Annotated in this window: 13 protein-coding genes; 3 read left to right on the forward strand and 10 right to left on the reverse strand. The window is 42.7% G+C overall.

The features are described 5' to 3' along the window. Positions 1-5 precede the first annotated feature (5 nt). Both FQT28_RS08575 and FQT28_RS08580 read right to left on the reverse strand, forming a co-directional pair. The gene (locus FQT28_RS08575; protein WP_143989942.1) at positions 6-1220 is read right to left on the reverse strand and encodes a pyridoxal phosphate-dependent aminotransferase; all 1215 of its coding nucleotides are present in this window, start codon (positions 1218-1220) and stop codon (positions 6-8) included. A 142-nt stretch (positions 1221-1362) separates the two neighbouring features. Then, the gene (locus FQT28_RS08580) at positions 1363-1662 is read right to left on the reverse strand and encodes a hypothetical protein (protein WP_125449995.1); all 300 of its coding nucleotides are present in this window, start codon (positions 1660-1662) and stop codon (positions 1363-1365) included. Between the two features lie 166 nt (positions 1663-1828). Here FQT28_RS08580 and FQT28_RS08585 point away from each other — a divergent pair, with 166 nt between their 5' ends. Continuing rightward, a complete protein-coding gene (locus FQT28_RS08585; protein WP_000079159.1) occupies positions 1829-2281 on the forward strand; it encodes a universal stress protein in 453 nt (150 codons plus the stop codon). A gap of 35 nt (positions 2282-2316) precedes the next feature. On the opposite strand, the gene FQT28_RS08590 is transcribed toward FQT28_RS08585, so the two are convergent. Beyond that, positions 2317-3702: a Cof-type HAD-IIB family hydrolase gene (locus FQT28_RS08590; protein ID WP_143989943.1), complete on the reverse strand. Its 1386-nt coding sequence runs from the start codon at positions 3700-3702 to the stop codon at positions 2317-2319. Positions 3703-3767: 65 nt separating this feature from the next. Between FQT28_RS08590 and FQT28_RS08595 the strand changes: the two genes are divergently transcribed. Continuing rightward, complete coding sequence (locus FQT28_RS08595) at positions 3768-4730, forward strand: asparaginase (protein ID WP_125449992.1); 963 nt, start codon at positions 3768-3770, stop codon at positions 4728-4730. Between the two features lie 40 nt (positions 4731-4770). Here the strand turns inward: FQT28_RS08595 and ccpA are convergent, their stop codons facing one another. After that, on the reverse strand, positions 4771-5781 hold the full coding sequence (gene ccpA, locus FQT28_RS08600) for a catabolite control protein A (protein WP_038804599.1): 1011 nt from the start codon (positions 5779-5781) through the stop codon (positions 4771-4773). Between the two features lie 209 nt (positions 5782-5990). Here ccpA and FQT28_RS08605 point away from each other — a divergent pair, with 209 nt between their 5' ends. Continuing rightward, a complete protein-coding gene (locus FQT28_RS08605; RefSeq protein ID WP_000886039.1) occupies positions 5991-6308 on the forward strand; it encodes a DUF960 domain-containing protein in 318 nt (105 codons plus the stop codon). A 46-nt stretch (positions 6309-6354) separates the two neighbouring features. Here FQT28_RS08605 and folK read toward each other — a convergent pair whose 3' ends face one another. The 6 genes from folK to FQT28_RS08635 all read right to left on the reverse strand — a co-directional run bounded on the left by folK (position 6355) and on the right by FQT28_RS08635 (position 12298). Beyond that, positions 6355-7167 (reverse strand): 2-amino-4-hydroxy-6-hydroxymethyldihydropteridine diphosphokinase, encoded by an 813-nt coding sequence (folK, locus tag FQT28_RS08610; RefSeq protein ID WP_125449990.1) that lies wholly within the window; start codon positions 7165-7167, stop codon positions 6355-6357. Positions 7168-7209: 42 nt separating this feature from the next. Further along, positions 7210-7764: a GTP cyclohydrolase I FolE gene (gene folE, locus FQT28_RS08615; RefSeq protein WP_125449988.1), complete on the reverse strand. Its 555-nt coding sequence runs from the start codon at positions 7762-7764 to the stop codon at positions 7210-7212. Further along, positions 7745-9067: a bifunctional folylpolyglutamate synthase/dihydrofolate synthase gene (locus tag FQT28_RS08620; RefSeq protein ID WP_125449986.1), complete on the reverse strand. Its 1323-nt coding sequence runs from the start codon at positions 9065-9067 to the stop codon at positions 7745-7747. The genes folE and FQT28_RS08620 overlap by 20 nt, the downstream gene beginning before the upstream one ends. A gap of 1 nt (position 9068) precedes the next feature. Continuing rightward, positions 9069-10043, reverse strand: a complete 975-nt coding sequence (gene folP / locus FQT28_RS08625) for a dihydropteroate synthase (protein ID WP_185952366.1) — start codon at positions 10041-10043, stop codon at positions 9069-9071. Positions 10044-10118: 75 nt separating this feature from the next. Beyond that, positions 10119-10826 carry a CPBP family intramembrane glutamic endopeptidase gene (locus tag FQT28_RS08630; protein ID WP_000653643.1) on the reverse strand — a complete coding sequence of 236 codons (708 nt, stop codon included), beginning with the start codon at positions 10824-10826 and terminating at the stop codon, positions 10119-10121. A gap of 53 nt (positions 10827-10879) precedes the next feature. After that, the gene (locus tag FQT28_RS08635; RefSeq protein ID WP_000359241.1) at positions 10880-12298 is read right to left on the reverse strand and encodes an NCS2 family permease; all 1419 of its coding nucleotides are present in this window, start codon (positions 12296-12298) and stop codon (positions 10880-10882) included. Positions 12299-12331: the final 33 nt, after the last annotated feature.

Consider the following 12331-nt stretch of genomic DNA (forward strand, 5'->3'; position numbering starts at 1 on the left):
AAGCCCTATCTACGATACTGTTTCAAGAAACGAGTCATCTTTTCTTGGATTTGTGCTAACTCATCTACACGAGGGAGGTAAACAATACGGAAATGGTCTGGTTCTTGCCAGTTAAAACCGCGACCATGAACCAAGAGAACCTTTTCCTGCTTCAAGAAATCAAGAACGAACTGTTCATCATCATCGATGCGATACATATTGCGGTCAATTTTAGGGAAAATATAAAGTCCGGCTTTGGGTTTAACAGCAGATAAACCAGGAATATCTTGAATGGCATTGTAAATGAAGTTTCTTTGCTCGTAGATCCGTCCACCAGGAAGGAGCAATTCGTCCACTGACTGGTGCCCACCTAGCGAGGTTTGTACGACTTGCTGGGCCAAAACGTTAGAGCAAAGGCGCATGTTGGACAGCATATTGAGACCTTCAATATAGCCCTTGACATGTGTCTTAGGTCCAGATAAGACCATCCATCCTATACGGAAACCAGCGATACGGTGAGATTTTGAAAGACCATTCATGCTGACACAGAAGACATCTGGAGCCAGACTAGCTACTGAGACATGCTCATGACCATCCATGACCATACGGTCGTAAATTTCATCCGCAAAGATAATCAAGTCGTTTTGACGTGCAATCTCGATAATCTCTAACAAGAGTTCCTTGGGATAAAGAGCTCCTGTCGGATTATTTGGATTGATGAGAATAATAGCCTTGGTATTTGAAGTGATTTTTGACTTGATATCGTCAATATCAGGGTACCATTCTGCAGCCTCATCACAGATATAGTGAACGGCATTTCCCCCAGCTAGGCTGACAGCCGCTGTCCAGAGAGGATAGTCTGGCATAGGCACCAAGACCTCATCTCCATTGTCCAAAAGCCCTTGCATGGACATGACAATCAGCTCACTGACACCATTTCCAAGGTAAATATCATCAATATCCACATTTGGGAATTTCTTCAGTTGGCAATACTGCATGATAGCCTTACGGGCTGAGAAAATCCCTTTAGAATCAGAGTAACCTTCACTATCACGCGCATTCATAATCAAGTCATGAATGACTTCATCTGGCGCTGTGAAGCCAAATTCTGCTGGATTCCCTGTATTCAGACGTAAAATCTTTTCTCCGTTTGCTCGCATCCGCATAGCTTCTTCCAAAACAGGGCCACGGATATCATAGGCAACATGCTCTAACTTACTAGACTTGTTATATTCTTTCATCTTGTTTCCTCAATTCATCGAGATAGTAACATTATACCACTAGAAAGGGATTGCGACAAGTTTCCTGAAATGAGCAAGCAAAGAAAAAACTCATAACGACTAGGTTCTCACCGTCTAAATAACTAGAAGGAAGAATCATTTTTCACATACCAAAAGACAAACCTAGGAAGACTAATGCTAAAAAGGAATCATACAAAAGATTAAACATGAGAAAGAGCCCCCACGTGACCAAATAGTCCAAGCGACCACTTCTCTTTGCAATCACAAATAAAATGATGTGGTAGACTAAGTGAAAGAGAAGAAATCCAATAAAACCTGAATAGAGAACGGGCACGACTCTTTCCAGCTGCCAAAGCATCACTACTTCTCCTACAAGTGACGCAAGGATAATTCCATGATAAAGAAAACTTATTTTTTTAGAAGCTTGAACAAAATCTTTCATACTTTCTCATCCCCTCACTGTGTTTCCTAATATCTCGTTTCCTTTTATTTTAACATATCTCCACCAAATCGAATCTCCAATAATATTTATTTAAATATGATTTTTACTTTACTTCTTTAGTGAAAAGGATTACAATAAAAGTAAGAAAATTTCAGGAGGTTTCATTATGGCACAACGTTACCAAAATGTTATGGTTGCAATTGATGGTTCTAAAGAGGCAGACTTGGCTTTTGTTAAAGGTGTTTACACTGCTCTACGCAATGATTCCAAGCTCACCATTGCCCATGTTATTGACACACGCGCTCTTCAAAGCGTATCTACCTTTGATGCTGAAGTTTACGAAGAACTTCAAGTCGATGCTGAAAGTCTGATGAAAGAGTACGAAAAACGTGCAAAAGATGCGGGTGTGACCGATATTCATACCGTCATCGAAATGGGAAATCCAAAAACTCTCCTTGCCCGTACCATTCCAGACGCAGAAAATGTTGACTTGATTCTCGTCGGTGCAACAGGTCTTAATGCCTTTGAACGCCTCTTGGTTGGCTCTTCATCTGAATACATCCTCCGCCACGCAAAAGTTGATTTACTCGTCGTGAGAGAACAAGAAAAAACATTATAGGAACACAAAAGGAGCCTGCTAGGCTCCCTTTTTTCTTACTTATTTCTCTCTTTATGTCGCTCATAAGCCTTGAGCTGACGCTGCAGTTCCTTTCTGATAGCAGGTTCTGGAGCATATTTTTCGTCCCAGTCATCCGGTTTTAAGATTTTATGTGTAACTGGATCAAAATGGGCTTTTCCATCAGGAAAAACCTTCCCCATGTTTGCCTCATGCACAATATCAAAGATGCGTTCTGGATCCACTCCCATCAAGGCAAAACTACCGTAAGTAAAATACAGTGTATCGATTAAGGCATCAACCTGCCCGATTAGATCTTTTTGGGCAGGCGTTTTTTGCCTCACCTTTTCGGCCGCCTTGTCAAGTGCCGCATGCATGCTTGCAAGCGACTGCTGGAATTCTTCCTCCGAAGAACTTGCCGCGCGGACAAACTCTACTAATTCTTCAATTTTAAAATCTGCGCGGTGGGTTGCACCTTCAACATCCCATGCCTGTGGCTCTTCTTGAGTTCGTTCATCCATCATGTGGTGGAAGGTCTTGACCTTATTAAAATGGTAATCTCGACTGACAAAAACTTTTTCTGAAGCCAAAACACCAAAGTGCTCGAGCGCCTTATGGATGCCATCTTGTTGGTTACTTGCTGTAATGTGCTTGGCAACTTCTTTGACGCTGCTACTGCCATTTCCCATGGCCACAGACATACCAACACCCGCCAACATTTCTAGGTCATTGTCTGAATCACCAAAGGCCATGACTTGGTTGAGATCAAAACCATATTCTTTCCCGACTCGGCGAATGCCTTCTAGTTTGGAATTTCCTTGGTTGATGATATCCGCAGCGAAGGGATTGCTTCGAGTTAATTTTAAATCTTCAAAATCACTTGCAGCTTTCTCAGATTCTTCAGGAGTCATCAGCATTAACACTTGATAGATTGGCTCATTGATCAAACGAAGTAGGTCATCTTCCTTTTGAGGGACTGCCTTACTAACCATTCGATTAAAGGAACGGCTAACGGTTCTTGTTAAGCCAGTTGGAATGAAACGGCTAACCAGCTGTGAAAAGGACCCAAGACCAAATGACATAATTTTTGAACCAACAACAGCATGCTCGGTTCCAAGAGCGATTTCTTTTCGCTCCTTTTTAGCATAGGCAATCAATTGACGCAGGCTTGACTTAGCAATCGGGCTAGCAAATAAGACTTTTTCTTTATTAAAGATATATTGTCCGTTATAAGTTATTGCAAAATCCAGATCTAAATCTTCCATCAATTCCTTGACAAAGAAAGGCCCCCGTCCTGTCGCCACTCCAACAAGCACCCCTTGTTCTTTCACGATCCGAATTGCGTCCTTAGTGGATTTCAAAACACTCTTACGATCGTTGACTAGCGTTCCATCGATATCAAAAAAAACAGCTTTGACTTCCATCCTATCCCATTCTCCCCTTTTGTGTTACAATGATTATACCACATTTCAGAGAGAGTGAGTAATTCATGCCTAAGAAAATCCTTGTTTTACATACAGGTGGGACTATTTCCATGCAAGCAGACGCCTCTGGCGCAGTTGTGACCAGCCAGGACAATCCCATGAACCATGTCACCAATCCTCTTAAAGGGATAGAGGTCCATGCCCTAGACTTTTTTAACCTACCGAGCCCCCATATCAAACCCAAACACATGCTAGCCCTCTACCATAAGATTAAGGAGGAAGCAGGCAACTACGATGGGGTTGTGATTACACATGGGACGGACACTTTGGAAGAAACAGCCTACTTCCTTGATACCATGAAAATCCCCAACATGCCCATCGTTCTAACAGGAGCTATGCGTAGTTCCAACGAACTCGGTAGCGATGGCGTTTATAACTACCTGAGCGCTTTGCGAGTCGCAAGCGATGACAAGTCAGCTGACAAGGGTGTGCTGGTCGTCATGAATGATGAGATTCACGCAGCAAAGTATGTTACCAAAACCCATACGACCAACGTCGGTACCTTTCAAACTCCTACTCACGGGCCTCTCGGTCTCATCATGAAGCAAGAAATCCTCTACTTCAAAACAGCTGAGCCTCGTGTCCGTTTTGATCTCGAGCATATTCAAGGTCTAGTTCCCATCATCTCGGCCTATGCAGGTATGACAGACGAGCTAATTGATATGCTTGACCTAGATCACCTAGATGGATTAGTCGTTCAAGCTTTTGGAGCAGGTAATGTACCCAAAGAAACAGCTCAAAAATTAGAAAGTCTCCTCCAAAAAGACATTCCAGTCGCCTTGGTTTCACGTTGTTTTAACGGCATTGCAGAACCTGTTTATGCCTACCAAGGCGGAGGAGTGCAGTTGCAACGAGCTGGCGTTTTCTTTGTCAAAGAACTCAATGCTCAAAAAGCGCGCCTCAAATTATTGATTGCTATCAACGCTGGGCTAAAAGGACAAGAACTTCGCAATTACATGGAAGGTTAAAATTGAAAATCAGGAAATCTTCTCGATTCCCTGATTTTTTCTATTTGCGTTTTCGTGTCGAACGACGTTCTGTCAAACCGTGAGGCAGGAGAACTTCACGTTCTTCCAACTCTTCCTTATGCATAATCTTGGTCAACATACGCATGCTGATAGCGCCTAGGTCATAAAGAGGTTGGGCAATAGTAGTCAAGTTTGGACGAGTGAATCGTGCAATTTGAGAATCATCTGTCGTGATGATTTCAAACTCTTCTGGTACAGAAATACCGTGATCTGCCAAGCCATTTAACACACCCGCAGCCAATTCATCACCTGTCACAACCGCGGCTGTAGCCTGTGAAGAAACCAAGCGCTCTGCCAAGGCATAGCCATCATTATAGCTGTATTTAGACTCAAATACCAAGCCCTCGCTATAAGGGATTCCTGCCTTTTTCAATGCTTCCTTGTAACCAATCAATCGAATTTTGCCGTTGATATCATCAACAAGTGGCCCACTGACAAAGGCAATCTTTTCATTTTCCTGAAGCAAATGAGTTACTGCATCAATCGTTGCTTGTTTGTAGTCAATATTAACACTTGGCAACTGGTGTTCGATATCCACCGTTCCTGCAAGGACAACTGGTGTCCGAGAACGAGAAAATTCTGAACGAATCTTTTCAGTCAAGTGATAGCCCATAAAGATAATACCATCAACTTGTTTTGAAAAGAGAGTATTAACTACTGAAACTTCTTTTTCATCGTCTTCATCACTGTTGGCTAGGACGATATTGTACTTATACATCTCTGCAATATCATCAATCCCCTTGGCTAGGGTTGAAAAATAGCCATTGGTGATATTTGGAATTACAACACCGACTGTCGTGGTTTTCTTGCTGGCCAAGCCACGCGCTACCGCATTTGGACGGTAGTCAAGACGATCAATCACCTCTAGAACTTTTTTACGAGTATTCTCTTTGACGTTCTTATTGCCATTCACTACACGGCTAACAGTTGCCATTGAAACCCCAGCTTCACGGGCAACATCATAAATCGTTACTGTATCATCTGTGTTCATTCTGTTTCCTTTCTATATTGAAAATTTCGCTTTCATACATCTGCTTACTCCATTTTATCACTTATTGTAAACACTTTCAAGTATTTTTTAGAGAAACTTTGAAAAAATTTCACAACCTATTCCCATTTTGAAAAAGTGAGTACGATTTCTTGATTTTTGGGATGTTTTGCTGTATGATAAGGAAAAATAAAAGGAGGGAGGGAATGTTTATGGCTTTTACAAATACTCAGAGACGTTCGGCCAGTTTTGGCGTTGTGACCAGCTTGCCTGACGATGTTATCGACTCTTTATGGTTTATTATCGATCATTTTTTGAAAAATGTCTTTGAATTAGAAGAGGAACTTGAATTTCAACTGCTAAATAACGAGGGAACCATCACCTTCCATTTCTCTAGTCAGCACCTGCCGACTAGTATCGACTTTGATTTTAATCATCCCTTTGACCCTCTTTACCCTCCTCGGGTCCTTGTTTTAGACATGGACGGGAAAGAAACCATCCTCCTTCCTGAAGAAAATGACCTATTTTAAAAACTCTAGCTTCTCGGCGCAAACTGCTGAGGAACTAGAGTTTTTTCTATTTGTTCAATTCTTGATACAAGTAACGAATTGGTTGTTTTAAGATTGGATGAATAAAATGGGGAGCTATTTCCAATAAAGGTTCAAGGACAAAGAGGCGTTCTGCTATATAAGGATGAGGCAAGATGAGCTCGTCTGTATAGATGACCTGGTCTTCTACAAAGAGCAGATCCAAATCGATCAAACGAGGTCCCCAATGAACCTCTCGAACCCGCCCCATTTCTGACTCAATGGCTAACAAGGTTTCTAACAAGACTGGTGCTGGAAGCCAGGTTTCTACTTCAATCACCTGATTGGCAAAACTAGCTTGTTCCACACCGCCCCAAGGCTCCGTCATCAAGACACTGGACTCTTTGAGAATGTAGATACCTCGAGCTCGCAGTTTGTCAATCGCTTGTTCCAAGTTTGCTTGCTTATCCCCCATATTGCTTCCTAGGGCGATAAAGGCTCGTTGCTTGCGACGATTGATGGTTACTGAGCAGGTATCCAACGACAAATGAACCGGAGCCCAAGGTTTTTTGAGTTCCAACTCAATTTCTTGGACAAGAGGATAAGTCTCAAAGGTACGTTCAACTAGTTTGTAGGCTACTGTTTCAATCAAGTCCTCAGTGGTTTCCTGAAACCAAGCTGTCCACTGCTGACAAAGTTCGCCGTAATGGATAGAAGCCGCCAAATCCAAGTCTGTCGCCGCCTTGGTCATGTCATAGGATAGGGTCGCCGAAATGACAAACTTTTGCCCTAGCTCTTTTTCACTAGGAAAAAGACCATGATAGGCAAAAATTTCCAAATCTTTAATCTGCAGTTGATCCATAACTAGTCCTTTCTAGAAAAATCCGCATGAAGCGGATTCTTTTTATAGTCCCATTAGACGATAAGCCTGATCTCGGAGGTCTTTATCCGTCTCAAATACACCACGGGCTACAGTGGTCAAAGTCGCAGTGCCTGGCTTTCTGACACCACGCATGCTCATACACATATGCTCGGCCTCAATGACAACAAAGGCTCCCTTAGCCCCCAGATAGTCCATCAAGGCATCGGCCACTTCGATATTCAACCGTTCTTGAATCTGTGGCTTTTTAGCATAGACTTCAACCGTACGGGCTAACTTGGACAAGCCTGCCACACGACCATCTGGAATATAGGCAATGTGCGCTCTCCCATAAAAGGGCAAAAAGTGGTGTTCACACATAGTGTGGAAAAAGATATCCTTTTCCACTACCATATTGTCATCAATAATCTCAAAAGATTTTGACAAATGTTCCTCCGCAGTCTGACCAAGACCTGAAAAAATCTCTTGGTACATACGAGCTACACGGGCAGGTGTTTCCTGCAAGCCCTCGCGGTTAGCGTCCTCACCAACAGCCTCAATAATCATTTTTATAGCCGTTTCAATCTTTTGTGTATCCATTCTCGTTCTTCCTCTCCATCAGATAGGCTCTCACTTGGCTCAAGAAATACAAGGAACCTGTGACAATCCTAACTGTTTGTTTCTTTTCTTTTTTATCTGTCAATTTCTGCTCTAGAAAATCCTGCCAACTTTGATAGTTGAGATTTCTAGACTCAGCTGCCTCTTTCAATACTCTTTCATCCGTCGCCCGACTATCGTCAAAATGTGTCAGGGTAAGCTCGGTATCTGGCATTTCCCCTAGCAAATCCAGCATATCTTCCAAGGCCTTGGTTTTGATACAAGTAAAGAGAATTTCTTTATGATAGTCAGCAAAGCGTTCTTGCAAGGTATTCAACAAAGCCTTGATAGCATGCGGATTGTGGGCCCCATCCAAAAGCAGCAAGGGGGCGCCAGACACGACCTCCAAACGCCCTGGCCATCTGGTTTCCTCAAGGGCTTGAGCAACTAAGGCATTACTTGCTAATTCTCGTCCAGTCTCCTGACAATAAGTGTCTAGGAGAGCAAGCGCCATCCCCGCATTCTCGATCTGATGCAAGCCCAGCAGACCTGTCTGGAAGCGACCTTGTCTGACAGAACTGGTATAATCAAAGATTTCACCCGCTACCACGCTTTCTTGATGACGAACCTGATAATCCGCCCCGTAGGCAAGTCTCGGTGCATGTTTGCCTTCCGCAATACGATCGATAACAGCCAAGGCTTCTGGAGCAATGCGACCTGTCACCAAGGGAATGCCTTGCTTGATAATACCAGCTTTCTGCTCTGCTATAGCTTCCAAGGTATCACCAAGTAGGGATACATGGTCTAAGCCAATGGTCGTAATTCCTGTCAGAATAGGCTGGCAGACATTGGTACTATCCAAAAGTCCACCCATGCCGACTTCCATGATAGCCACATCAACTTTTTCAGTGGCAAAATAATCATAAGCTAGAGCTGTGATAATCTCAAACTCGGTTGTTCCTTTTAAAGCAGCGCCTTTCTCCCCCTCAAGCAAAGAGCGATAAACTGCCATGAGGGCTTCTAGTCTCGCTTCTGGGATGGATTCCCCATTGATGCTAATCTGATCCGTATAATGAATGAGATAGGGTGAGCTGAATACACCTACTCTCAGACCTAGCTTTTCCAGCATCTTTTTCAAAAAAGCAATGGTAGATCCCTTGCCATTGGTCCCTCCGATATGGATGACCTTAAGTTTGAGATGGGGATTACCTCGCAGGGCTAGGAGTTCTACCATGCGTTCTAAACCAAAATTTGGTTGGTCCGTCCGGTAGTGGGCGATCCACTGATTGTTTTGAATTTCGTTCATCTTACTTATATTGTTTTAAATCTAGATTTTCTGCATCATCTGCCAAACGAATGGCTGACGCAATTTCAACCGCCATCTTGTGACTGGCTACATCGTGCACGCGCACTACTTCGACACCCTGTCTTGCAGCGATACTGGTTACATGAGCTGAAGCTGTGTCCCGATTGCGGAAACCGACTTCCGTTTCAGGATTAACTTCAAAACCATTTTCTTCTAGGACATTGATGACAAATCGCTTACGCGAAACTCCAAGAAAGATTGGATAGCCTTGTTGGTGTAGTTTATCCAGATCCCGTAGAAGGAGCAGATTTTCTTTCTTGGTCAGACCAAAGCCAATCCCTGGATCCAGCAGAATGTTTTCTCTTACTATCCCAGCTTGATTCGCTCTCACTAGAGCTCGTTCAAAGAAAGTCTCCATCAAGTCTTCAATTGGCATTTTTTCAAAGTCAGCTAACTCTTCCTCTGTAAAAGCCTGACCAAATCCAAAATGAGGAAATATGAGCGAGCTAGGATGCTGAGGTCGAGCCATGACTGGATTAAACATGATGACTACTTTCGCACCAGCCTTAGCAACCACATCCGCCATTTTCTCATCTCCCATGAGACCCGTAATGTCATTTACCAGATTGGCACCAGCAGCCAAGGCAGCTTCTGCCACCTGACTTTTCCAAGTATCGATGGAAATGAGAACATCACTTTTCTCACGGATAGCTTTAATCACTGGAACAACACGCTGGATTTCCTCTTCTATCTCAACATAGCTACTGCCCGGTCGAGTCGATTCTCCACCGATATCTAGCATGCTCACTCCTTCTGCTATCAATTTACGAGCTTGCTGGAGCGCCTGGTCAAGAGCAAAAAATTGACCGCCATCCGAAAAGGAGTCTGGGGTTACATTGATAATGCCGCAAATGGCTGTTTTTACGTGGTTGACTTTATTGGACATAACGGTTACTCCCTTAAGGTTCTTTACCATATTATCTCTCTATTTTACCATAAAAAGAAAAAGATGGACACGCTAGTATTCATCTTTTCCAAGTAGGTCAATGGCTTAGAATGATAGGCCTAGATTTCTACTAATCAATACCAATAAGGCCAACAAACAAAATGCAATACCATTGAGAATCATATGAAGTAAAATGGACATCTCCAAACGCTCAGTCTTATAGGCTGTCCAAGTCAAAACCGTTGACATTCCTCCATAAATAATCACAGAAGGCAGATTGGTTGGCGTATGGAGCAAGGCAAAGACGATTGCACCAACAACAAAGCCAAGTTTTTCTTTTCCACGGAAGATCTTTTGGGGAATAATTCCACGACACAAAATTTCTTCACAAATCGGCGCAATCAAGACTAGTAGAAAGAAAGTTGAAATCAAGGAACTATTCTGAACCAAACCATTCAGTATTGATTGGTTATTGGTTGTTGCCTCATTTGTTAGTCGAAGCAGGAGTGAACCCAAGAGATTTGTCGCAAAAATCACTAGATAACTCAGTACCAAGCGAGCCAAATCTTTTGCCTTAAAAAAGGATAGATTAAAAGTAGCAAGTTGTGTTTTTCGTGCACCAATAATGAATACAATCAAAACGACTATGGATAGAGCACCTACTAAGAGACCTGACTGTAAAATCGGAAACTGTTTGTTTGCTAAAAACAAAGCAAGTCCTATGGGAAATTGAGATAGAACAAAAGCTACCAAAAGGATGAGCACCCATTTCCCTCTGTTCAAAACCTCTTGCCAAATCGTCTTATCTTTCATGATGTACCTCCTTATAATTAAAAAGGGGAGACTCCCCTTTTTAATTATACCATTTATAGCGCCATACTGATATAGTTAAGGATAAACAAGGCATCCAAAATCCAAATCATTACGTGCACATCCTTGGCTTGACCTTTGACAACTTTTGTCAAGGTATATGTCAAGAAACCAACAGCAATCCCTTGTGTGATAGAGTAGCTGAATCCCATAAAGATAGATGTGAAGAAGGCAGGAACCGCTTCAGCCATATCATCCCAAGGGATATTTTTCAAGTTAGAAAGCATCATGATTCCGACGATGATCAAAATTGGTGCTGTTGCAGCTGTCGGAACAATCGCTAGAAGTGGGCTAAAGAAGCTAGATAGAGCAAAACAGATCGCAACCACTAGGGCTGTCAACCCAGTACGTCCACCAGCGCCGATACCCGCCGCAGACTCAACATAGGTTGTAACGTTTGAAGTACCTGCAATGGCACCTACTGAAGTTGCCACCAAGTCAGAGTAAAGAGCCTTGTCCAATTTAGCGGACTCATGGTTTTCCCCACTTGTCGCAACGATACCAACTTTTTCACCAGTACCGATAAGAGTACCGATTGTATCAAAAATATCCGTTAGTGAGAAGGCAAGAATGGCCATCAAGGTTTCTGGTAAACGTGAAGTGTTTGAAATCAAAGAGCCTAAACCTTCTGAACCAAGAGCAGCACCAAACAAAGTTCCTAAATCATTAACCGCTGCTGAAAGATTGTTGCTAGCAAAGTCAATCCCTGATAATTTGACAACACCAACAGCAATGGCAAGCACAGTCGTTGTTAAAATAGAAAGAATGATTCCACCCTTGATGCCTTTAACAACAAAGAAGATGGTAATAGCCAGACCTGCAAGAGCCACCAATACGGCTGGAGTATTGAAGTCTACCAATCCTGGAACAGCTGCGGAGTTTGCAGTAAGTGCAGCTTGAGCCTTGTCTGCTCCTTCACCTGCTACAGTATAAGTACCTGGGTCAATTGAGAATTTCAAGAGACCAGCATTCTTAATCCCAACATAGGCAAGGAAAACACCAATACCAGCGGAAATAGCTGAACGAAGTGTTGTGGGAATAGATTCGATGATCATTTTACGAACATTTGTCAAGGTAATAATCAATGAAATAATTCCACAAATGAAGACCATACCAAGAGCTTCTTTCCAAGTATAGCCCATCCCAAATACAACTGTAAATGTGAAGAAGGCATTTAGTCCCATACCTGGTGCTTGTGCGTATGGCAAATTAGCATAGAAAGCCATCATCAAAGTACCGACTACAGAACCGATAATCGTTGCCAAGAACACACCTTGAACAGGCATACCCGTTTGGGAAAGCATTTGAGGGTTTACAAAGAGAATGTAACTCATTGCAAAGAATGTTGTTAAACCAGCAAGCACCTCTGTACGGACATCTGTCCCGTGCTCTTTTAGTTTAAATAGTTTGTCCATCTTTAATCTCCTTTTGTTTTTTACGAACAATGA

The sequence above is a fragment of the Streptococcus oralis genome, from assembly GCF_901543815.1.
In the GTDB taxonomy this organism is placed as follows: Bacteria; Bacillota; Bacilli; order Lactobacillales; family Streptococcaceae; genus Streptococcus; species Streptococcus oralis_CM.